Source organism: Flavobacterium gossypii (assembly GCF_014138495.1).
Taxonomy (GTDB): domain Bacteria; phylum Bacteroidota; class Bacteroidia; order Flavobacteriales; family Flavobacteriaceae; genus Flavobacterium; species Flavobacterium endophyticum.
The window spans coordinates 367,147-388,226 of the sequence record NZ_JACJIS010000002.1 but is presented as its reverse complement, the minus strand read 5'-3'; the positions used below and the strand labels follow the sequence as shown (position 1 = coordinate 388,226).

21 protein-coding genes, 1 other RNA gene and 1 pseudogene are annotated in these 21,080 nt (G+C 42.6%); 4 read left to right on the top strand and 19 right to left on the bottom strand.

Annotated features, from left to right (window positions below; all coding sequences use genetic code 11):
- Positions 1 to 34: 34 nt before the first annotated feature.
- The 8 genes and pseudogenes from GGR22_RS11670 to GGR22_RS11630 all read right to left on the bottom strand — a co-directional run bounded on the left by GGR22_RS11670 (position 35) and on the right by GGR22_RS11630 (position 9,136).
- A pseudogene (locus GGR22_RS11670) lies at positions 35 to 654 on the bottom strand (YqjF family protein).
- A 76-nt stretch (positions 655 to 730) separates the two neighbouring features.
- Positions 731 to 949 carry a DUF2188 domain-containing protein gene (locus GGR22_RS11660; protein WP_182493799.1) on the bottom strand — a complete coding sequence of 73 codons (219 nt, stop codon included), beginning with the start codon at positions 947 to 949 and terminating at the stop codon, positions 731 to 733.
- Positions 950 to 1,061: 112 nt separating this feature from the next.
- Entirely contained in the window at positions 1,062 to 1,310 is a 249-nt protein-coding gene (locus tag GGR22_RS11655; protein WP_182493798.1) for a hypothetical protein, read from the bottom strand.
- A 358-nt stretch (positions 1,311 to 1,668) separates the two neighbouring features.
- Positions 1,669 to 3,870 (bottom strand): hypothetical protein, encoded by a 2,202-nt coding sequence (locus GGR22_RS11650; protein WP_182493797.1) that lies wholly within the window; start codon positions 3,868 to 3,870, stop codon positions 1,669 to 1,671.
- Positions 3,871 to 4,155: 285 nt separating this feature from the next.
- A complete protein-coding gene (locus GGR22_RS11645; protein WP_182493796.1) occupies positions 4,156 to 5,673 on the bottom strand; it encodes a sensor histidine kinase in 1,518 nt (505 codons plus the stop codon).
- Between the two features lie 325 nt (positions 5,674 to 5,998).
- The gene (locus GGR22_RS11640) at positions 5,999 to 7,159 is read right to left on the bottom strand and encodes an IS3 family transposase (protein ID WP_182493795.1); all 1,161 of its coding nucleotides are present in this window, start codon (positions 7,157 to 7,159) and stop codon (positions 5,999 to 6,001) included.
- Between the two features lie 302 nt (positions 7,160 to 7,461).
- Positions 7,462 to 7,859: a transfer-messenger RNA gene (gene ssrA, locus GGR22_RS11635) on the bottom strand.
- 80 nt (positions 7,860 to 7,939) lie between these two features.
- On the bottom strand, positions 7,940 to 9,136 hold the full coding sequence (locus GGR22_RS11630; RefSeq protein ID WP_182493794.1) for a serine hydrolase domain-containing protein: 1,197 nt from the start codon (positions 9,134 to 9,136) through the stop codon (positions 7,940 to 7,942).
- 309 nt (positions 9,137 to 9,445) lie between these two features.
- Here GGR22_RS11630 and GGR22_RS11625 point away from each other — a divergent pair, with 309 nt between their 5' ends.
- Together GGR22_RS11625 and GGR22_RS11620 are read left to right on the top strand one after the other, a co-directional pair.
- Positions 9,446 to 10,648: an NAD(P)-dependent oxidoreductase gene (locus GGR22_RS11625; protein ID WP_182493793.1), complete on the top strand. Its 1,203-nt coding sequence runs from the start codon at positions 9,446 to 9,448 to the stop codon at positions 10,646 to 10,648.
- Positions 10,649 to 10,740: 92 nt separating this feature from the next.
- Positions 10,741 to 11,133 (top strand): hypothetical protein, encoded by a 393-nt coding sequence (locus GGR22_RS11620; protein ID WP_182493792.1) that lies wholly within the window; start codon positions 10,741 to 10,743, stop codon positions 11,131 to 11,133.
- Positions 11,134 to 11,202: 69 nt separating this feature from the next.
- Here GGR22_RS11620 and GGR22_RS11615 read toward each other — a convergent pair whose 3' ends face one another.
- The 8 genes from GGR22_RS11615 to GGR22_RS11580 all read right to left on the bottom strand — a co-directional run bounded on the left by GGR22_RS11615 (position 11,203) and on the right by GGR22_RS11580 (position 16,109).
- Positions 11,203 to 11,628, bottom strand: coding sequence for a cytochrome c oxidase assembly factor Coa1 family protein (locus tag GGR22_RS11615; protein ID WP_182493791.1), 426 nt, complete (start codon positions 11,626 to 11,628; stop codon positions 11,203 to 11,205).
- Positions 11,629 to 11,630: 2 nt separating this feature from the next.
- On the bottom strand, positions 11,631 to 12,086 hold the full coding sequence (locus GGR22_RS11610; protein ID WP_182493790.1) for a hypothetical protein: 456 nt from the start codon (positions 12,084 to 12,086) through the stop codon (positions 11,631 to 11,633).
- A gap of 62 nt (positions 12,087 to 12,148) precedes the next feature.
- Positions 12,149 to 12,445: a winged helix-turn-helix domain-containing protein gene (locus tag GGR22_RS11605; RefSeq protein ID WP_121376599.1), complete on the bottom strand. Its 297-nt coding sequence runs from the start codon at positions 12,443 to 12,445 to the stop codon at positions 12,149 to 12,151.
- Between the two features lie 83 nt (positions 12,446 to 12,528).
- Positions 12,529 to 13,152, bottom strand: coding sequence for a hypothetical protein (locus GGR22_RS11600; RefSeq protein ID WP_182493789.1), 624 nt, complete (start codon positions 13,150 to 13,152; stop codon positions 12,529 to 12,531).
- A gap of 99 nt (positions 13,153 to 13,251) precedes the next feature.
- Entirely contained in the window at positions 13,252 to 14,097 is an 846-nt protein-coding gene (locus GGR22_RS11595; protein WP_121376597.1) for a hypothetical protein, read from the bottom strand.
- Between the two features lie 35 nt (positions 14,098 to 14,132).
- Positions 14,133 to 14,951 (bottom strand): 3-deoxy-8-phosphooctulonate synthase, encoded by an 819-nt coding sequence (gene kdsA / locus GGR22_RS11590; protein WP_121376596.1) that lies wholly within the window; start codon positions 14,949 to 14,951, stop codon positions 14,133 to 14,135.
- Positions 14,952 to 15,176: 225 nt separating this feature from the next.
- Positions 15,177 to 15,638: a 2-dehydro-3-deoxyphosphooctonate aldolase gene (locus GGR22_RS11585; protein WP_182493788.1), complete on the bottom strand. Its 462-nt coding sequence runs from the start codon at positions 15,636 to 15,638 to the stop codon at positions 15,177 to 15,179.
- Positions 15,639 to 16,109, bottom strand: a complete 471-nt coding sequence (locus GGR22_RS11580; RefSeq protein WP_182493787.1) for a DUF4199 domain-containing protein — start codon at positions 16,107 to 16,109, stop codon at positions 15,639 to 15,641.
- Between the two features lie 121 nt (positions 16,110 to 16,230).
- Between GGR22_RS11580 and GGR22_RS11575 the strand changes: the two genes are divergently transcribed.
- Positions 16,231 to 16,788, top strand: coding sequence for a YeeE/YedE family protein (locus GGR22_RS11575; RefSeq protein WP_182493786.1), 558 nt, complete (start codon positions 16,231 to 16,233; stop codon positions 16,786 to 16,788).
- Positions 16,789 to 16,871: 83 nt separating this feature from the next.
- Positions 16,872 to 17,285 (top strand): DUF6691 family protein, encoded by a 414-nt coding sequence (locus GGR22_RS11570; protein ID WP_182493785.1) that lies wholly within the window; start codon positions 16,872 to 16,874, stop codon positions 17,283 to 17,285.
- Positions 17,286 to 17,327: 42 nt separating this feature from the next.
- Here GGR22_RS11570 and GGR22_RS11565 read toward each other — a convergent pair whose 3' ends face one another.
- The 3 genes from GGR22_RS11565 to GGR22_RS11555 form a co-directional block, all read right to left on the bottom strand.
- Positions 17,328 to 17,669, bottom strand: a complete 342-nt coding sequence (locus tag GGR22_RS11565) for a hypothetical protein (protein WP_182493784.1) — start codon at positions 17,667 to 17,669, stop codon at positions 17,328 to 17,330.
- 18 nt (positions 17,670 to 17,687) lie between these two features.
- Positions 17,688 to 19,538: a monovalent cation:proton antiporter-2 (CPA2) family protein gene (locus tag GGR22_RS11560; RefSeq protein WP_182493783.1), complete on the bottom strand. Its 1,851-nt coding sequence runs from the start codon at positions 19,536 to 19,538 to the stop codon at positions 17,688 to 17,690.
- A 123-nt stretch (positions 19,539 to 19,661) separates the two neighbouring features.
- Positions 19,662 to 21,077, bottom strand: a complete 1,416-nt coding sequence (locus GGR22_RS11555) for an efflux transporter outer membrane subunit (RefSeq protein ID WP_121376589.1) — start codon at positions 21,075 to 21,077, stop codon at positions 19,662 to 19,664.
- Positions 21,078 to 21,080 lie beyond the last annotated feature (3 nt).

The window sequence follows — 21,080 nt, the reverse complement described above, 5'->3', positions numbered from 1 at the left end:
TCCTTGTATGACTAAAGTCTCTACTCTAGTTAGATCAACATTCCCTGCTGCCCCAGAGCAGTGCCGTTACTTCTTGGGCATAATGCATCTTGTCGGGCAGGTCTTCATAATAGCCGTTGCCTACCAAAGGATAGCGCACTACCTTGGGGCGCAATTCGACCTCTTGCAGCGGCCATTCCTTATGATGCACATCTATCCGGTGCAGCCGGCCGCTTTTTGACAGATACAGCGCATGCCTTTCCGTAAGCCAGATATCCAGTTCCGTCTTTTCGGTAATCGTTTCCTGCGGAAGGTAGGCAAAATCAAGCTTCAGCATCTTTTCCTTATTATGCGAATGATAGGCCTGCTGTTTTCGGCTGATTTCTGATTTCAAGTAAGGAAGTCCAATAAGCAGGCGGGCAAACAGGACAGGCAGCAGTTTCTGCGCTTCGATCGATAAAAAATAAATGCCAGGGATGCCGTTTCTTCTTACATACGTCCTTACGTTGACTTCATGAAAATCTGAAAGAAAAGGAAGGGAGGCAGGAAACGCGGATGCAGTTTTTTTACGCTAAAGGCAACTATCGAGATCCACGCCTCGCCGTGAATCAGGTCCAGTTCCATGCCCTCGGGCAATAAGCTCGCTAAAGAAGCCGCATCGCTTTTCCAATGCATAAAGATATTGCCGTGCCATTCCTGATACTGCTTCCAGGGCCGTTCGGGCAATGGGTACTGGCGGTGGGAGACGCTATCAAGAATACTTTCGATCTTTTCCATACGGCATGTTAGGAGTTTTTTTGTCATCCGGCCTGTCAAAATATTCCCGTGCAAGCTTGAGTCCTGTAGCAATCGCTATTCCTTCCTCAGTGCCCTGCTTCAGCATTTCATTGGCGATCTCGACGGCTTTCTCGCGGATTTTTTTTTGCTGGTTCTTATATGATGGAGGAAAATCTCCTTTTGGCCAAGGCATAACTTTCGTATTAATAGTTAGACAATCTTTTGGGTTTCCGCTGGGGGCTGTCTGATTTTATCGTACTGCGGATTTCGGGCAAAGCTTTTGGGCATGCGGCTATGCTTGAGCACTATTGCTCTTTCGCATTCGGAGGAGTGACTTCCCCGTCTATAGAATCCTTTCCGTCAGAAAGCTTAGACGCGTCATTATCTGGTACAGCTCCGTTTTCAGTTGACGTTTCGGCCTGTACCGTATCTGCAGAAGTTTTAGGATTTTCAATATCGGACTCGATATGGCGTCCCGTATTGCTATTGCATGATGCCAGCACCATATAGGCAAGGACAAGGCATAAGCTTTTTGTGATTGATAGCGCTTTCATGATTGTATTGTTTAGGTAAGCCTAAGTTAGGCAATCATCCCGCTGGTGTTTTTATAACATTATTAAATTTTGTTATAACTGAGGACAGCCGCGTACATGCAGCGGATAGCTTATTATTGAATTCGGAAGTAATATTTTGACATTACTTTAAATAAAAGCTTTTGAAAATAGCATACTGCTCCACGTATGGTTGCGCCTCTCGCATGCCGACCTTGAAAAAACCAGGCTTCGGAGCAGGGAGACGTATCAGCCAGCGCCAGCGCCTCAGCCGAGTAGCGTTTATCATCGGAGTAGTTTCCTTCTCTATGCTCGTATGGCGCGCGCCAGACAGGCACTTTGGCTTGAAGATTTGAAAAACCTAAAACGCGGCCCATTTTATCCTGACGCGGGCCCTGCCGGAAAGTTCAAAGATGTTGGACGATGCTCCTTTTAGCTGCCGGTATACCGACCTGTCTTTTTGTTCGACCTTGATTTTAGACAGTACAGCCTTGGGCAGCCCCAGCAGAATCATCTTGGCCCTCAGCCGAGGACTGCCTTCGAGGTGGAAGGTGACAGAGGTTTTGCCAAAGCGGAAAGAGCTGGCCGGATAATCTACAAAAACTAGCGCATCAAGCCTTTCTATCCTGAAGTACTGTCGCGGCAGTATCCCAAATGGCAGTCCTGCTCCGTACACTTCTTGGCCGACCTCGCCGCTTTTTTCCCAGCCGTCGTGAATATCTTCCAGCGGAATCCACAAATCCTTCTGTACCTCTCCGGTCTTTATTTCTTCGGCAATCATTTCTTCTGGCAGCAGAGCCGGGTAATAATAGGCCAGCCTGCTCGCAGCATACTTGATAAATTCCGGCACCAGTATTCTTAGTGAGGGCTGTATTTCTATACCTTTTGCCGCTTCCAGATAATGGTGGAGAGCCGCATGGACTTCCAGCTCTTCATAAGCTGCCGTATACGGCGCATCCTTGAGCGGAAAAACGGCAAAGAAATTCGGGAAATTTTTGGCGTGGCCGTAATTGCAGTCCCATATCTGGCAGTTCTTGAATATTCCGGCAAGGCAGCAGTAGCTCAGTTCCAGGTATCTTGACTCGCCTGTTTCCTTGAACAGCTCGAGAAATGCTCCTGCCGCGAATGCAGTGTTGTTTGCCTGGTAGAAGATATCAAATCCCAGCCCGTCCAGGCTCTTGATCGCATTCATTGCTTCTTTCATAAATCGCTTTTCGCCAGTCAGCTTCCATGCCATCAGCATTATATGCGCGTAGGAACCCGGCACATCCTTCTCGCCGCCCTTCCCGGGGGCGGTTTCAGCCTTGATTACTTCCAGCGTAGTCATCTTGTAGAATACCGGCCATTCATAGTTGAAATGGCGGGCGACCTTTATGGCGTAGCCTATAGAGTCCAGAAAAAGCTTTTCAGCAATTTTATTGCCCCCGAGCGCAAGCCTTGCCAGGTTCAGCAGGGGATGATGGAGGTACCAAGAATCCATGACCATTTCGCGCTTCTGCTCTTCTGACTTGTCCAGATCATCTTCTTGCGCCGGATGCCACCGTACGATGCTTCCGATATTTTTGTCATAAAAGGCTCTCAAGCCGCTGGCAAGATCGTCGCTAATCGGATGCCTGTTTCCTGACCAGGCCAGATATTCCTGAAGCGGCATGAGCACTGCAAGCTGTACCATGATTTCTGCAGGAGTACGGTAATCCCCGACATAGGCATTCAGATATGGAGTCCCTTCAGCCTGGGTCCAGCAGCCTTTGTTGGTCTCCAGGTCATGCAGCACCTTTCCAGCGATTGCATTCCAGTCATGGAAAACGGGCTCAGGTTTTGGAATGAGGAGGTAGACTGCGGCAAGACAGTCGAGAAACTGCTCTGCGACCTGGCAGTCTCTTTCGGGAATTTTCTCATCAAGAATGACAAATGCGTCTGAAATCACATATTCTTTGCCAGCAGGCAGCGGCTTTTCGCGGTTGACGGGAAACTGGAACCCAATTTCCGGCCATTGGCCGCCCACCGTTTCAGCGAGCGATGTTTCTGACGCGTCGCAGTAGTCGGACATCGCAGTAAGGTTCTGGAAATAAAAAAGGGAGCCGTTTTTGGGTTTTGTCATGCTTGCGAACAGCTGTCCGGATCTGGCTCCGACCTGGTGGGCATGGACGATTCCAGATGTATTCTCCACCTTGCCTTCTTTTGTAAGAGGGACGATATCCCGCGGCCAGAAAGGAATAAGCATCTGGAAAGCGCCACGGAATGAGACAGTATAGCGAAAGACAGCAGAAGGGCCTTCGGGATATGATAGGTGGATCCGGTAGTCTCCCAGGCGCGTAGAAGCCGTAATCAGCAAGCCTCCAGTGATTTCAGTTACTGCCGTTTTCTCAAAATTGCTGTTCATTCCGAAGGCCAGCCTGAACGCTATCCTAGCGCTGTTGGGCCATGCGGCTGTCAGCCAGATAGAATCGATAGTGTTGAAAAGCTGGAATTTATGGCGCTGCAGCGCAGCATCGAACAGAAGCTTGCCTTTTTCTAGATCGTTATGGACTGTCGCCGTCCAAGGCGTCACCGGATTTATCATAGCATATCTTATTGTAAATTATCAAACATGAGAGTATTGGAATACTACCCAAGTTACGGAGGCAGCGGTTTCAAAGTCTTATGATATAAAACGGAAAATTTACATAATTGCTCCTTGCTGACCCTCCGATAAGACATTTTCCATTTTTAGAATTGCAACGTGGGCCGGATAAAGCGACTGTCATATTCCTTAAAATAGTATACGATTCGTATGGCTATAGAGATTCTGTCTATAAGGGAAATATTGAGAAAAGCTTTTCGGTTAATAGGCAACTTCTATTATCTGTCAGATAGACTTTTTTGGAAGCTTTAGCGGAAGCTCAACAGTAAATTTGGCCCCGTCGATCTTGCTGCCAACAGCAGTTATATCGCCCTGATGGCGTTCCGCTATCCTTTTGCATAGCGCCAGACCCAGACCAGTGCCTTCAAACTCATCTTTTGAGTGGAGCCTCTTAAATACGTCGAAAATCTTCTGCGAATTGGCAGGATCAAATCCTATGCCGTTGTCCTTGATACAAATCCTTATATATTCCGTATCATCAATAATTGCCAGTTCATGCGAGATTGTCACTCTAGGCGGGTCGTGGGGCCTTGAGAATTTCAGGGCATTGTGTATAAGATTGTAGAACAGCTGATGCAGCAGGACAGGTGCTCCTTCAATTTCCGGGAGCCTGTCCAATATCAAAATGGCTTTTTTTTCCTGGATAACCAGCTCAAGGTCTCCCTTTATGTCTTCAATTAGCTGATTGATATTGATTTTCTCCACAGGATGGCCCAATTCATTCAGCGTAGCGTAATTGAGTACCCCATCGATAATGGACGTCATCCTGTTTGCTGCGTCTTCCACCTTGCCGAAATACTTTCGCGCGTCTTCATTTATGTCCTCTCCCAATTTTTGCCGTAGCAGGCTATTAAATGTGCTTATCTTCCTCAGAGGCTCCTTGAGGTCATGGCTTACAATGTTGGCAAAATGCAATAGATCTTCATTAGATCGTTTTAATTCGGAAGTTCTCTGTTCCACCTGCCTTTTAAGCTCTTCGGCAAACTCCCGCGTCTCGGTTATATCCTGTACGACGCCCAGAAGGCTTGCAGGATTTCCTGCATCATCGCAGATTATCCTGCCCTTGACACGTACCCATCGCAACGAAAGCCCTTTTTCCAGCCTCACCTCGTAGTCTACATCTCCGGAAAGCAAGGCCCTTGCATGGGCTTCTTCTCTTATCGGCAGATCTTCCGGGCATATCCGGCCAATAATATCTGCTCGCGCAGGCTGGCCCTTAGTGCCCCATATTTCGTTGAAAAGCTCAGATACGACGACTTGATTACTAGAAAGATCTGTAATATATGTTCCCAGGCCGCCTGCTGAGACTGCAAGGCGTAATTTTTCTTCGGCATTCTCAATATTATATCGTGTATTTACCAGGTCGGTTACATCTGCTCCGGTATTCATAATGGCAAATATATTTCCTTCAGTATCACGCAAGGGTATGTAGCTGTAATCGTAGTAGTGGGTCTTGAGAAGCCCATCTATTTCGATATCTACTCTTGATCCTTTTGCATGGAAAGGAACTCCTGTTACCATAGCGGATCTAGCCTGGGCAAAGAGCTCTTGTCCTTCTAATTCGGGAAGAATTTCGGTATATCGCTTACCGATGATTTCATTTCCCTTGCCCAATGCCTTGATCATTGCATCGTTTGCCAGTACTATTGTCAATTCGCTACCTGCATATACTCCCAATGGCAGGGGGGCATTTTCTACAACGCTCTTCAAAAGAAGCAGCTGTTCCTGTATTGATCTTTCCATTAGTTTTTTATCTAATTTAATGTTTAATAATTAGATAGGCATATTGAACAAATGTTAAAATTATGGCAAATTTTAAGGACCTATAGACAAGATATTGCGTTGTCTCATGCTATTATTTTTTTTGACCAGATAAAAACTACTGAGGCGGGAGTAATTTTTAAGTAATAGGTGACCGAAAACCTAATCTGGTTCTGATAAAAAGAAATCTACCCGTACTAGGAAATGGATAGTTTCAGCATATAGTCCGTTTGGATATGCAAACAAAAACTGGAGTAAAAGTTAAGAGTATTATTTTTTGTAAATATTTTCCAAAATTGAGATAGATTTAACTAGAGCGTATTTGCTGATTTTGAAATTCTTCCATCGTCAGATTTCCAAGGGCAGAATGTCTTCTCACTGTATTGTAGAAATTTTCAATATAGTTATGAATTGATTTTCTGGCTTGTTTTCTGTTTTTATATTGATCCCGGTTTACCAGTTCTGTTTTCAGCGTTTTGAAAAAACTCTCAGCTACTGCATTATCGTAGCAGTTTCCTTTCCGGCTCATGCTTTGCAGGATCTGGCTGTTTTTTGATAATACGTAGACAAATATTTTGCTGGCATACTGAATTCCCCTGTCAGAATGAAAGATTAATTTCTGGTCAGAAAGTAGAGGACGGTTCAGGAGGGCCTTTTTAAAAGCAGCGATGCTGGTGTCCATAGCTTTCATGCCTCTGCTTAATGACCATCCTATGACTTTTCGGTCAAACAGGTCTATAACTGTGGTAAGGTATGCCCAGCCTTTGGTTGTCCTGATGTAAGTGATGTCTGACACCCATGCCTGGTTCTTGGTTTTGGCCTTAAAATTCTGGTTTAATAAATTTTCGGCAGTCGGATATTTAGGGGAGCAAAGTGTGGTCCTTTTAAATTTTAATTTTCTAATCCAACGGAGCTGCTGTTCGGCCATTATCTTTCTGACCAGAGAAGGGCAGGCTTTAATGCCTAGTGTTGCCAGTTCTCTGCTTATTCTCGGGCTTCCATATCTGCCCTCGCTCCAGTGGTAAATCCTTGAAATTTCTGATGTAATAAAAATCCTGCGTTCCGCCCTGCTGGTGGACAGCCCTTTCAGCCATTTGTAATAGCAGCTAGGATTCACCTGAAAAATCCGGCACATCTTCCCAACGGGAAACCTGCCTGTGTTTTCTTTTATAAACAGGTATCTGGCGCGTCTGCCCTGATGCAGGAGACAGGCGCCTTCCTGTAAAATATCCCGCTCCAGTCTGATGTTTTTGAGTTCCTTCTGCAGTATGGCTGTTTCTTTTCTATCCAAATCTGAACCTGCTGTCTGCTGCAGGTTCCCGTCTCGGAATAAGTTTTTCCAGTGCTGTAGGCTGTTTTTGTTGATCCGCAGTTTGTCGGCCGCACGCCGTACGCTTTTATAGTCAAAGCAGGTCTTAACGGCCCAGATTTTAAATTCGGTGCTGTATCTTTTCCTGGTACTTTTCATCTTCTTGAAAGTTAGAGATGTTATGCTTGATGTGCAGTAAAAATAATATATGTATTTTTTTTTTAACTCATTTAAACTTGTTAAGAAAAATTCGCCTTAATTTTTTGTGGCAGAAAAGGTATCAAGTCCACATGACCCTGTGCCACGAATGTGCCACAGATTTTCTGAGCATTTTTGTAAATTTTGTTGGTTGCCAACTAAAAACGACGAAGCCTGCAACTGTCATAATTGCAGGCTCCATGCGGTTTTAAAGAAGTTTTTTATAAAAACCAACAGTTTTATCTATTGGTCTCTAAAGTACATTGTGGAGTCGGGGAGAGTCGAACTCCCGTCCAAACAAGCAACCAAAAGGCTTTCTACACGTTTATTCCCTGATTGGATTTTCGTCATTGAGCAAGGCCAGGAACAGCCACACAATGCTTATCTTCTTAGTTGTCAAAACAGCCCCGAAGCTTGACCATTTCTAGGTTTATTTTTACGGTTCTCCTTTTAAGAACGCCACAAACCAAGGCTTTCAAGGAGAATCTAGCTTTCCTGCCTTGCAGGAACTAGGCAAATCGTACTATAATTCGGATTAAGCAGCTAAAGCGTAATTATTTTCGCCGTGTAAAAGTGTTAGGACCATTTAGTAACGAGAATTGTCCCAGTTCTCGACGTGCTTACTTTTCAATTCGACTTGCTGTCAAAACCAGTCGACCCCAATATGTTTAAGAACTCTGCTATAAAGCAAAAACTATACCGCAAAAGTAGTCCAAATAAATCGAATTTGCAATGGACAGGCTAATTTGCGACGTCGTCTTTGTCAAGCTTGATCGGGTAGGTGCCGAAAAGAGGCGCCAACTTCCAGATTTTGTAGGTCTTTAATGTGTATTTGTTTGAAATAGCAAACATGGCCACGGTATCTTTTTTGAGCTTTACATACGATGAAGTATTTCCGTGCCACCATCCGTTATGGTAAAATAGCTGCTCTCCCGTTTCCCATTCCAGCATGCGAATGCCTAGGCCATAGTTTTTGGTTCCTCTATGCTCATAGCTGTATCCTTTAAACGCCTCGCTGACCAAAACTGAATTAAGAAATTTATCGGAATAAGTTGCCATGTCAAATTTTAGCAGGTCTCTTGGAGTGGAATAAATATTCTTATCGCCATAGACATCATCCAGATGGTTCATCTCATATAAGACTTTATTGCCTTTATAGGAAAGACTTGAGGTTTCTTTGTCTTTAGCATAATCGTAGACATAAGTATTTTTCATACCCAGCGGCTCAAAAATCATTTCCTGCATGGCATTGCGGTAATTTTTGCCTGTTACTTTTTCAATGACCAGCGCCAAGATGGCATAATTGGTATTGCAATAGCCGAACTTTCTGTCCGGCTTAAAGTACAATCCGAATTTATGCTGCGCCAGCAGATCAAGAATGTCTTGATTCTGAAGCATCTTTGAACGATTCCAGATTTTAGTATCGTCTGCAAAATAAGCATAGTTCGGCAAGCCGCTTCTGTGGTTCAAAAGCATCTTGATGGTAATTTCATCATAAGGAAATGTAGGCAATATGCTATTGACTTTGTCTTCAAGATTTAGTTTTTCCCTGTCGATAAGTCTCAAGATGGCAGTTGCCGTGAGTACCTTTGATACAGAAGCAATATGGAGCGGCGTGTTGGCATCAATGTTTTCTCCTTTAGAAAAATTAGACTTGCCTTCGTACTTTTCGAAAATCACCTGTCCGTTTTTAGCAACGAGAAAGCCGCCGTTCATAGAATTATTGGGCCAGTTCTTTTCGTAAAATTTCTCTAAGCTCTCCTGTTTTGAAGATACATAACTAGGCAGGAGTTTTTTAGATTTTATGGTATAAGGTGAAAGTGCATCTGTAGTATTTTCGGTAAGGTCATTAGAAGCAATCTGTTTTTCCTTTTCTTGGCATGACGTTAAAAGTAAAGCCGAAACAAGGAAGGAGTATATATATTTTGAAAAAGTCATTTTAATTCGGTGGTTGAATAGCAAATATAGAAAAAGCGACAAACTATGTTTCTACTTTAACAAAATAAAATAAAAGTTATTGTACGGTATCCCTCCTTTAACATTTTAGGAAGAAAAACTAAAAAAATGCAGCATTATTTCTACGTAAATGTCTTGCATGGCTTTTGAGTTAATGTTATATTTGGAACAAATTATATCGTTGTAGTTATAACAAATTGTTTAATACTATGATTTTGTTAAATTATTGCGATACTTTTAATCATCTCGCGATAAAATTAAAGACCACCCTTTACTTTTTTAAAAACTAATATGAAATTCGGAATTATTAAGGAAAGAAAAAACCCGCCTGACAGGAGGGTTGTATTTACACCAGAAGAAGCATCAAGATTGCTTAAGGAACATCCAGAAGCACAGCTAAAAGTCGAAAGCTCTGATATCAGGGTATTTACGGACGAAGAATACAAATCACTGGGACTAGAGGTTACAGAGGATGTCTCTGATTGCGACGTGCTTTTTGGAGTAAAAGAAGTTCCTGTAGAGTGGCTGATTCCAAACAAAAAATATTTTTTCTTTTCGCATACCATCAAAAAACAGCCTCATAACAGAAAACTTTTGCAGGCAATCCTAGAAAAAAAAATCGATTTATACGATCACGAGACCATAGTAGGTGCCAATTACAAAAGGCTTATTGGTTTTGGAAGATATGCCGGAATCGTAGGGGCTTACAACGGAATAAGAGCGTTCGGAATTAAATTCGAATTGTTTAATCTTCCGAAAGCGGAAACATTATCAAGCAAAGATGACTTGATTGCTCGATTGAGAAGACAGACGTTGCCGCCCATCAAGATTGTACTGACAGGCCATGGAAAAGTAGGTATGGGCGCTAAAGAAATCCTTGACGGGATGAAAATAAAACAGGTTACCCCAGAACATTTCCTGTCTAAAAATTATTCTGGACCGGTCTATACGCAAATAGATGTTTTGGATTATAATAAACGAATAGACGGTAAGCTTCTTGATAAAGAAGATTTTTATGCCAATCCGCAAGACTATACTTCCGATTTCGAACGCTTTTCGCAAGCAGCCGATATCTTCATGGCCGGCCACTTCTATGGCAATGGCGCTCCGGTAATCTTATCGCGAGAAATGCTCAATTCAAAAGACAATAAAATTAAGATTATAGCCGATATTTCTTGTGATGTAGACGGTCCTATTGCGGCAACGATCAAAGCTTCTACAATTGCAGACCCTTTGTTCGGTTATCTTCCGAGCGAACATAAAGAAGTGGATGTCTTCCATCCGGCTGCTATCGTAGTCATGTCGGTTGACAATCTGCCTTGCGAACTGCCTAAAGATGCTAGCGAAGGATTTGGAGAGATGTTCATGGAGCATGTCATTCCTGCTTTTTTCAATGGCGATAAGGACGGAATATTACAGCGTGCCAAAATGACGGAAAACGGAAAGCTCACCGAAAGATTCAAATACCTACAGCCGTTTGTTGACGGAGAATAAAAAATGGCCTCGAAGTATCTGGGCTTTTTTGTGAAAGATTTGTTCGCTTTTTAGTTGTCCTATTTCTATCTTTATAAAAAAATAGAAGTACTATGAAAACTACATTTGTAAAATTGTTTGTGCTTGGAGCGGCTATAGCTGTAGCGGCCTGTAATTCAAATAAAAAAGCTGCTGTAAAGGAAGACGGCACCGAAGTCGTGAAAATCAGAACTCCTGATACTACAGAAGCTGGAAAAGAAGAAGAAAAAGTAGAAACCGTCGCTGTTCAAGGAAAAGTCGGCGAAATAAACAAAGGAAAAGACGGTTATACGGCTATCCTGACCACTGATGACGGCAAAATTTATTATGCCACAATCAGCATCCCGAATCTAAAAGACCCGAAACAATACCGTTCTGTCCAGATTGGCGAAACCATCAAGGTCAAAGGCGATTCTTGGAAAATGGAAGACGATAATTATATTACGGTTCGTGAATTAGAAAAGTAAAATACTTAATTACTATTCCGGGACATTGGTTTATTTTGAGCCTTACAGTCGTTGGAATAGTTATTTTAACTACTCTTTGACCTTTATTATTTGAGTTGATTTCTCAATTCGGACTTTAATTATCTCGTAAATCCATTCTGAATTTACTTTTTGGGCAGCAATATCCATCCTTCCTCTTTTCTTTTTTCCTCTTATCCGCACGGTGGCAAAAACAGATTTGTTGTTATTGGAATATTTGGTGCTTCCTTCTAAAATTGCCAGATTATCTAAAGGCCCGATTTCTCCAAGAATCTCAATAACTTCTTCATTGTCATTTGCCTGGTCTATTGCATTGGTATAAAGCGCCGTATCGTTATAGGCCTGTGCAATATCTTTAAAGTTGCCTTGGGCTATAGCATACGCTAGAATTAGGCTTGCCAAAATAAAAGCGAGCAAGGAAACAAACCATTTCCAATTTCTCTTCCACCAGTTTTCTTGAGTTATTTCGTTATCCATGATTATATGATTTTAAATGTGTTACGTATTGTATTTAAAGGAATATTTAGCATTTTTGAATAGTCTAGACTATGGAATATCAAGGCATTCTTTCCTCTTTGGTATTGGCTTTTGAAGTAGCTGATTTTGGCAGGGTAGAAGAGGGTTCCGGTTACTAGCACCATATACAAATAAAAGCTGCGTTTGCCGTTCCCGTATAAAAAATACTGCATGCCAATTTCTTCCGGAACTGAAACGCCCGTATTGGTCAGTACATGGAATACGTCATGATTTTCTAATTTCGGCTGGATTTCGAAATTGTATTTCAACAGAAAACAGCCAAGATGGAATCCTAGAGATTCTTCAGGCAGTTGCAGCAGTTCCTTTTGGCTGATTGTCCAAGGTTCGCCTTTTTTAAAGAGCTTTTGGTAAGGCTTTTTGCTTATTTCATAAAGCTTTTCGATAAATAAATCTCTCATAGCGCAGTATTTGTATTTTATAAAGTACTTTGTTTTTCAAAGTAAAAAGATAAAAAAAAGCATCAGCTTTTTTGGATCAATTTTTCAAGAGCATCAATATGTTCTTTAAAGGCTTTTTTCCCTTCTTTGGTAGCAATATATCTTGTGTTTGGTTTTTTTCCGATGAATTGTTTTTCTATCGAAATATAATTTTCAGATTCCAATGCTTTGGTATGGCTCGCCAGATTACCATCAGTCACTCCCAAAAGCTCTTTCAGCATATTGAAATCAGCAGATTCGTTTACCATAAGAATAGACATAATTCCGAGTCTGATCCTATGGTCAAAAGCTTTGTTGATATTTTGGATGATGTTTTTCAAGTTATAATTGTGAGCAGTTTAACTATTTCTGTGCTTTTCAGAGGCGGGCCAAAGATACTATTTGTAAAGTTTTAAATATAATTTTAATTTTTTTCGTATTTGAAATACATCATCGATCCGTAAAAAATATGGCAAATACCGAATCCTAAAGCCCAGAAAAACAATCCATAGCCTATAAAATAAGAGGAAGCCAAGCCAATGATAATCAGTGTAATTCCTAAATAGCGGACATCGCCTAAAGTGTATTTGCTGGCATTTACGCAAGCCAGTCCGTAAAAAATCAACGTTAATGGTGCTACATAGCCATAGATTTCTTTTTCAATAAGGAATAATATAAAAAAACCACCAGTCGCCAACGGAATAGCAAAGTTGATGATTAGTCTTTTTGAGGAAGCATCCCAGATCTTTTCGTTTTCTTTTTTTGCTTTCTTGATGCTAAGTATAATTCCGGTAAGTAGGGAGAACAGTATTACGATAAATGCGATGGCAAAAAGCCTTTTCATGGCATCTTCTGTAAGGACTAAATTTTTATAGGAACCTACATTATTCGAATCGGTGTATATCGTTTGATAGGCAAGCCAGGCTCCGATTAAACAATAAACTCCGGCTAAAATTCCTGATAAGCCACTTAACGAAAGAAATCGAGAAGAACGATTCATCATGTTCTTGATTTCTGTAATGTCATTAAGATATTTGTTTGTCTCCATATAAAGTACTTTGAGTAACAAAGTAAAGTAAATAAAATGTAATGGCAAAAAAAATCCCTCGAAATTTTCGAGGGATGTTAAATTATTTTTTCAAAGTGCTTACAGCCTGAAAATACCGCCTACAGTAATGATTCTTTGGAAGAATCCGAAATGTTGCGATGCGCTGTCGGCATTGCTAGAAGTGGTCTTGATGTCTTGCATGTCGATATAGCCTCCTTTTAGCTCGCCTTGTATATAAAAGTGCTTGAAGAATGTCAAGTTAAGTCCTACTTGTGCAGAAAGTCCGTATCCAGAAACATGGAAATCGTCGTGACGTTGCTTGCTCAACAGGGTTGCGTTGGTTTTAGGGTATAAAAATCCGCCGCCGACACCTTCTGTCAAATTAATCTGGAATTTGTCTGTGTTTGGAAGGTGAAAAAACCTTGAGATATCGTCAACACGGTTAATTTGTGCGTGCACGTAGTTTAGTCCGTCTGTATGCTCGAATTTCAAAAAGTCTTCTGACATTACGGTTGGTCTGTTGTCATAGATACCGTTGTGGATTGATCCTGCTTCAGATTCTGGAAGGTTGATTTCTCCATTTACATTGGCAGTCTGGCCTTGTGTCATTACATATTTCATATGGTCAACGCCGATAGAAACGTTGTAATGGTCGCTGATAAAATACCCAATTCTCAAGTTAGTTTGAGGAATGGTCATTCTTGCAGGGTTCAAATAATCAAGATGATACCCTTTTGGCTTGTCGTGTGCTTTCACGTCGTTAACTGTGAAATTGTAGCCATCGCCTTTAAAAGTAATGTCTGATTTTGTGTAAGATTCTCTGTTGCCACCCCAAGAGATAAAGAATTTTCCTTTGTTGTGAGCAGTGTATTTTTCAGGACTTGTTGCCAGTTCTTGGGCAAAGGTGTACTGTGAAAAAGCACAAAAAAAAGTTAGTACACCCATTAGGAATGGATGTTTCAAAATGAGGGATATTAATATTAAAAATTATTTACGGTTTTTCTGATGGCTACTAATTTTGTCATGAGTCCTTCAAAATATTTCAGGTCTAGCATGTTAGCGCCATCGCTTTTTGCGTTTGCTGGATCGAAATGGGTTTCGATAAAGATTCCGTCAACGCCTACGGCAATTCCAGCTTTTGCAACGGTTTCGATCATGTCTGGTCTTCCGCCTGTTACGCCTGCTGATTGGTTTGGCTGCTGTAGCGAATGGGTTACATCCAATACTGTGGTAGCGTATTGCTGCATGGTTGGGATGCCGCGGTAGTCTACAATCATGTCTTGGTAGCCAAACATGGTTCCTCTGTCGGTTACCATTACTTTTTGGTTGTTGCAATCCAATACTTTCTGTACGGCATGTTTCATGCTTTCAGGGCTCATGAATTGTCCTTTTTTAAGGTTTACGGTTTTTCCTGTATTAGCCGCGGCAACGACTAAATCGGTTTGGCGTACTAAAAAGGCAGGAATCTGAAGCACATCTACATATTCTGCTGCCATAGCGGCGTCTTCGTTAGTGTGGATGTCTGTAACTGTCGGAACGTCAAAAGTTTCGGAAACTTTTCTTAGAATTTTTAGGGCTTTTTCATCGCCGATTCCAGAGAAACTGTCTATTCTGGAACGGTTTGCTTTTTTGAAGGAGCCTTTAAATACGTAAGGGATTTCTAATTTGTTTGTGACTTCAACTAATCTTTCGGCAATTCGAAGGGCCATTTCTTCGCCTTCGATGGCACAAGGTCCTGCTAAAAGGAAAAAGTTATTGCTGTCTAGGTGCTTTATTTTTGGGATATCTTGTAGATTCATAAGTGTTGTTTTTGAAAGCGCAAATTTACAAATAATATTAATCGAAAGATAAATTCTGTTAAAAGTTTAAGAAGCAAAAAGATAGGGATTTATAGGTAATTTGTTTTGTTGTTTTCTAAATTGAATTTTTTTAGACTTTCTGTTGTATTATAGGGTTTTGAAATAGAATTTTTGAGGCATAAAAAAACACGAACGTACTTTGAGCAGCGTGTTCGTGTTGGTTTGTTATTGGTTTTTCTTGAGCCCAAATCCTTTTGGGACAAAGAGATAGCCTTTTTCGTAGATGTTGAAGTAGAGGCGGATGGGCTTTGCTAATCCGGGCCACGTGATTTCATAAACGTCTAAGAGTCCGGCGCCCATTTCGTTTCTTTTGGAAGGGAAGGGACAGCAGCTTTCTATTTTTTTATAGCTTATGGTTTCGCCTTTGGGACCTGTGAGGGCATCTAGAAAGCGTTTCGGGTTGATGTCTTCGTCGGCAACGCTTTTGTAGAATACGTTGATCGGATAGTCTTTGTCGTAGCCGTATTTTTTGTCCTTGCTAAGTTCGGTTAAAAGGAACCAGCCGTCTTTGGTCAGGATAGGTTCTGGGGCGTTGTCGTCGATGTTTTTGATTGTCGAGCGGGTACTTACGCAGGAAACTGCAAGGATTCCGACGAATAGTGCTAGTATGAAAGATTTGGTTTTCATTTATTTTGTTTTTTTAGTTTGGACAAAATAGGCTACGATAGCCGAAATTACCATGCCTATAGATAACGCAAAAAAGATGCTTTGTATGATATAGCTTTTCAAATTAAAATAGGTTGCCGCGCTGGCTTTGTCTTTTGAGGCTTTTATCATGTTCTCGAAAAATTCAGGGGCAATTAATTCATGCAATGAAGCTTGTGTCAGCGGCATGAGCAGGGCGATTACAATGGTCATGTAGAGTCCGGTGGCACAGCCTTGTTTCCAGTCCATGCTGCCATTGAAATAGTGGGTCTTTTTTTCTTTTAAGGCCAGGGTATAGATGAGTGCTGCAAAAAGGTAAAATAGTAGGGAAGAGAGCATATAAAAGCTCATGTTCTCTCCATAAATACCTAAAGATTTTTCAAGGATGGCCCATGCCAGATAACAGAAAGTGTATCGGATGCCCCATTTGATTTCGATCGCAAATTTTTTCATTGTATGTAGGGTGTAATTCCGCACCAAAATTAAATGTTTATTTTAATTGGGTTCTATTTTAAGGCGGAATATTACGGAAGAGTGGGAGCGAATTGTTATTTTTGCGTAAATATTTTCAGCTATGTATAGTTTTTATGGCACTTGGCCTTGGTATATTTCGGGATTTTTGATTGGGACTGTGATGCTTCTTTTGATTTATTTCGGGAAGACGTTTGGTATGTCTTCTAATCTTCGTACGCTTTGTTCTATTTCTGGAGCGGGAAAGTTTTCTGATTTTTTTAGGTTTGACTGGAAAGCGCAGCGCTGGAATCTGGTTGTCGTGCTTGGTGCGATGATCGGGGGCTTTATCGCCGTGCATTATTTGAGCGATGGTTCTGGGGTCAACTTGAATCCGGCTACTGTAGCGCAGTTGAATGCGATGAATATTGATGCGCCTCATGGCAATCTGCTTCCGGAGCTTTTTACTTCTAGTGAGACCATCTTTACGCCAAAAATCTTTGGGTTTTTGCTTTTCGGAGGTCTTTTGGTCGGCTTTGGTTCTCGATATGCTGGGGGATGTACTTCTGGTCATGCGATTACGGGGATGAGCAACTTGCAATTGCCTTCTTTGATAGCGGTTATTGGTTTTTTTGTGGGCGGCTTGATAGCGGCGCATTTTTTATTGCCTTTGATTTTTTAATGACCCTGACAGGGTTACAAACCCTGTCAGGGTCAGGGTGGGAGGTGAAGGGGGAAAGAAAATAATACTATTATATTTATACGATGAAATTTATAAAATATTTGCTTGTTGGTATCTTGTTCGGGATTGTCTTGACTAAGTCGGAGGCGGTTTCTTGGTACCGTATTTATGAGATGTTCCAATTCCAGTCGTTCCATATGTTCGGAATTATTATGACGGCTATTGTGGTGGGTGTTATTGGTATCCAGATTTATAAGAGGAATGGTGTTATCGGGCTTGACGGCAAGCCGATACAGATTGCGGATAAGGAAAAGGGCTTTAAGAATTACATCATCGGGGGCACGATCTTCGGATTGGGCTGGGGAATGATCGGTACTTGTCCGGGACCTATTTTTATCTTGATAGGCGCTGGCTTTTACGGAATAGGCATTGTTTTTTTGGGTGCCTTGATCGGAACATTTCTTTATGGCTTGTTAAAAGACAAGCTGCCTCATTAATTTTTACGGCTCTACATCGGTTTTAGCGCCAAAGCGTATTTTCTAAAGCGTGAAAGAAGTTTCTAAAGGCGTGAAATGAATTTCTAAAGAGGTGAAAAGAGTTTCTAAAGGCATGAAATGAATTTCTAAAGAGGTGAAAGAAGTTTCTAAAGGAGTGAAAAGAGTTTCTAAAGGCATGAAATGAATTTCTAAAGGAGTGAAAAGAGTTTCTAAAGACGTGAAATGAATTTCTAAAGAGGTGAAAAGAGTTTCTAAAGGCATGAAATGAATTTCTAAAGAGATGAAAATAGTTTCTAAAGGAGTGAAAAGAATTTCTAAAAGCGTGAAAGAAGTTTCTAAAGAGGTGAAATGAATTTCTAAATTACTTATATAAAAAAGCCCCAAGGTTTCTTGGGGCTTTTTTTATGTGAGCATTGTTTTTTCGGCGTTTTCGAGAGACATGGCTTCTCGGTCGGCTAGGATGACGCGTTCTAGTTCTTCTATCTTTTCGCGGACGGCGCTGATGTATTCGTCTTGGTTGCGTATGCTGGCGAGGTACTTGAGCGTTTTTTCGTCGTGGGTAAAGAAGGTTTTTGCGGAACGGGTGGCTTCATAGCTGCTGTGTCCTAATAGCTTTAGCACGTCGATGCCTACACGCAGGCTGGTATCGAGGGTTTCTCTGTAGATGTGCATGATTCCGGCATTCATCTGGTCGTAGGCGTCGTCGCGGTTTTCGGAGCGCACGAGGATGTAGAGGTTCGGGAAGTGTTTTTTGACCATCTCGATCATCTCCATTCTTTTTTCGCGGTTTCCTATGGCAATGACAATGACTTGGGCTCTTCCGGCTCCGGCAATCTGAAGGAGGTCGTGGCGGGAGGCGTCTCCGTAATAGACCTTGAAGCCTAATTTTCGGAGGAGGTTGACATTGTCGCTGTTGTTGTCGAGTACGGTGGCTTGGATGTTGTTGGCGCGAAGGAAACGTCCGATCGTGTTTCCGAAATGTCCGTAGCCTGCAATGATGACGGGGTTGCTTTCATGGTCTACATCGCTTTCGTCTTCTTCTTCGCTTCCGGTCATGGAGCATTTGGATTTCATCAGTACTTTTTCATTGAACATCATCAGCAGGGGCGTAAAGGCCATGCTAAGGGCTGTTACGGCCATCATGAGGTCTGTTATTTCTTTGCTGAGTATGTTTTCTTGCAGAGAGAAGCTTAACAGCACGAAGGCGAATTCGCCAATCTGGCTGAGTCCGAAACTGAAAATAAAGTTCTGTGAGTATCCGACCTTGAAAAATTTGCCTATGGAATAGAGCACGGTAATCTTGATGGCCATGATACTGGCTACTAATCCTATAATCTGGAGGGGCTTGGACAGAAGGAGTTCAAAGTCGATAGAGCTTCCTACGGATATGAAGAAGAGTCCTAAGAGGAGTCCTTTGAAAGGGTCAATGGCAATTTCGAGCTGGTGGCGGTATTCGCTGTTGGCGAGCATGACACCGGCCAAAAAGGCTCCTAGGGCGGGGCTGAGTCCGACGGAGGTCATGAGTACGGCAATGCCTACTACGACAAGGAGCGCCATTGCGGTAAACATTTCGTGCATTTTTGTCTTTGCCATGGCGTGGAAGATGGGACGAAGCAGGTATTTTCCGGATAGGACCACGAGGGTTACGGAGGAGAGTACCAAAAGGGCTTGTATCCATTTCGGGAAGGAGTCCATTAGTGTGACATGGGCGGCCACGGTATTGTTCTGTAAGGCTTTATTGGCCAAGAGTGGCAATAGGGCAAGCATGGGAATGATGGCGATGTCTTGGAAGAGCAATACGGCAAAAGAGCTTCGTCCGGCTACGGTTTTCATCCAGCCTTTTTCGTCGAGGGTCTGCATTACGATGGCTGTTGATGACATAGAGATAATCATTCCGAGCACGAGGGCTGTTTTCCAGTCGAATCCGAAGGCCAGGGCGATAGCGGTGAGTGTTATCGTGGTTCCTGCGACTTGTATGCCGCCCATTCCTGCTATTTTTTTTCGCATTCTCCAGAGGCGGTCGGGTTCTAGTTCTAGGCCTATGACGAAGAGCATCATGACAACGCCGAATTCGGCAAAGTGCATGATGTCTTGGCCTTCGGTACCGATGAGGCCCAAAAAGGCGGGTCCTATGATCACTCCGGCAAGCAGGTATCCTAAAACGGAACCGAGGCCGAGTCTTTTGGCAATGGGAACCATGATGACGGCTCCTGCCAGATAGATCATTGCTTGAAAGAAGAAAGTGTCCTGCATATAATTGATTTACTTTATAAAATTAAGCTATTTTAAAAAAGGTATTGGTTTTTAGAAATAAAAAAATCAACTGCCTGACGGGTAAATATCAGGCAATTGATTTAGGGAATTATGAATGGGCTGTTATTTCCAGCCGCCGCCTAGGGAGCGGTAAAGTTCAACGTCTGCCTCAAGGCTAGAGCGTTTTATGGATGCGAGGTCTAATTCGCTTTGCAGCAGATTGCCTTGTGCTACAATAACTTCTAGGTAGGTCGCCATACCGTTTTTGAACAGCATGTCGGCGTTTTTCACGGCTTTTTGCAGCGTGGCTACTCGGCCGGCGACTATGGCTTGTTGTTCTTTTAGTTTTTCGACTTTTACGAGCGCGTCTGAGACTTCGCCTACGGCTACGAGTACGGATTGTCTAAAGTTGATTACGGCTTTTTCTCTTTCTATTTTAGAGATTTCGTATTGGGCTTTTAGTCTTTTTCCGTTCAGCAGGGGCTGTGCAAGGCTTCCGGCCACAGTCCCGAAAAGGGAGGCTGGGGTGTTGAACCAGTTGCTGGCTTCGAAAGAGGTGAGTCCTCCGGCGGCGGTAATGTTCAGGGTCGGATAGAGGCTGGCTTTTGCGATTCCTACTTTTGCGTTGGCGGCTTTTAGGGCCAGCTCAGCATTCTTAACGTCGGGTCTTCTGCTTACTAAAGAGGAGGGAATACCTGCGGCTGCATTTTCTTTTAGGGCAATGGCGCCTAGCGTGGTTTTTCTTTCTTTGGCACTCGGGAAGGTTCCGGTGATCGTGCTCAGGGCGTTTTCTTGAATGGCGATGTTTTGCTCTAGTTCAGGAATTAGCTGTGCGGCTACTGATTGTTGTGCTTCTGCTTGTTGTTTTGCCAATGAGGTTACTTGCCCGGATTCGTACTGCAGATTGATGACAAACAGGGTACTGTCGTTCAGGGTGAGGTTCTTTTTGGCAATTTCTAATTGGGCGTCGAGCATCAGAAGGTTGTAAAATCCTTTGGAAACATTGGCTACAATGGTGGTCTGCAGGGCTTTTTTGGCTTCTGCGGATTGTAGGTATTCTGCCAAGGCGCTTCGTTTTTGGTTGCGGATCTTGCCCCAGATGTCGGCTTCCCATGATAGGTTCAACGCGGCATTGTAGTCTTCGACGTGCTTTCTTCTCAGGAAAGTGCTGGTGCTTAATCCGTTCAGGCTGTTGTCAGACAGACGGGTCGATGTTGCAGTGGCTTGGAAGTTTACTTTGGGTACGTTGCCCCATTTGGACTGTGTTAATTGCCATTGCGCGGCTTCGATATTTTTTTGGGCTACCAGCAGGTCGTTGTTCCTCACGATGGCGCTGTCGATCAGTTTTTGCAGGGAGGGTTCTGTGAAGAATTCTTTCCAGCTTTGGTCGGCAATGCTCGTTGTGTCTGTAGAAGTGGTATTTCTAAAGTTTTCTGGCAGGGCGTCTTTTGGAGTCTCGACGTCTTTCGAGACTTTACATGCTGTAAGGGTGGTAAGCAGTACCAAGACAGCGACATATTTATTGATGTACTTTTTCATTTT

Bases quoted from the DNA above. Each gene is read 5' to 3' on its own strand.
- GGR22_RS11660 (WP_182493799.1), bottom strand. From the start codon at position 949: ATGCCTTGGCCAAAAGGAGATTTTCCTCCATCATATAAGAACCAGCAA.
- GGR22_RS11655 (WP_182493798.1), bottom strand. From the start codon at position 1,310: ATGAAAGCGCTATCAATCACAAAAAGCTTATGCCTTGTCCTTGCCTAT.
- GGR22_RS11650 (WP_182493797.1), bottom strand. From the start codon at position 3,870: ATGATAAATCCGGTGACGCCTTGGACGGCGACAGTCCATAACGATCTA.
- GGR22_RS11645 (WP_182493796.1), bottom strand. From the start codon at position 5,673: ATGGAAAGATCAATACAGGAACAGCTGCTTCTTTTGAAGAGCGTTGTA.
- GGR22_RS11640 (WP_182493795.1), bottom strand. From the start codon at position 7,159: ATGAAAAGTACCAGGAAAAGATACAGCACCGAATTTAAAATCTGGGCC.
- GGR22_RS11630 (WP_182493794.1), bottom strand. From the start codon at position 9,136: ATGACTTTTTCAAAATATATATACTCCTTCCTTGTTTCGGCTTTACTT.
- GGR22_RS11625 (WP_182493793.1), top strand. From the start codon at position 9,446: ATGAAATTCGGAATTATTAAGGAAAGAAAAAACCCGCCTGACAGGAGG.
- GGR22_RS11620 (WP_182493792.1), top strand. From the start codon at position 10,741: ATGAAAACTACATTTGTAAAATTGTTTGTGCTTGGAGCGGCTATAGCT.
- GGR22_RS11615 (WP_182493791.1), bottom strand. From the start codon at position 11,628: ATGGATAACGAAATAACTCAAGAAAACTGGTGGAAGAGAAATTGGAAA.
- GGR22_RS11610 (WP_182493790.1), bottom strand. From the start codon at position 12,086: ATGAGAGATTTATTTATCGAAAAGCTTTATGAAATAAGCAAAAAGCCT.
- GGR22_RS11600 (WP_182493789.1), bottom strand. From the start codon at position 13,152: ATGGAGACAAACAAATATCTTAATGACATTACAGAAATCAAGAACATG.
- GGR22_RS11595 (WP_121376597.1), bottom strand. From the start codon at position 14,097: ATGGGTGTACTAACTTTTTTTTGTGCTTTTTCACAGTACACCTTTGCC.
- kdsA (WP_121376596.1), bottom strand. From the start codon at position 14,951: ATGAATCTACAAGATATCCCAAAAATAAAGCACCTAGACAGCAATAAC.
- GGR22_RS11585 (WP_182493788.1), bottom strand. From the start codon at position 15,638: ATGAAAACCAAATCTTTCATACTAGCACTATTCGTCGGAATCCTTGCA.
- GGR22_RS11580 (WP_182493787.1), bottom strand. From the start codon at position 16,109: ATGAAAAAATTTGCGATCGAAATCAAATGGGGCATCCGATACACTTTC.
- GGR22_RS11575 (WP_182493786.1), top strand. From the start codon at position 16,231: ATGTATAGTTTTTATGGCACTTGGCCTTGGTATATTTCGGGATTTTTG.
- GGR22_RS11570 (WP_182493785.1), top strand. From the start codon at position 16,872: ATGAAATTTATAAAATATTTGCTTGTTGGTATCTTGTTCGGGATTGTC.
- GGR22_RS11560 (WP_182493783.1), bottom strand. From the start codon at position 19,538: ATGCAGGACACTTTCTTCTTTCAAGCAATGATCTATCTGGCAGGAGCC.
- GGR22_RS11555 (WP_121376589.1), bottom strand. From the start codon at position 21,077: ATGAAAAAGTACATCAATAAATATGTCGCTGTCTTGGTACTGCTTACC.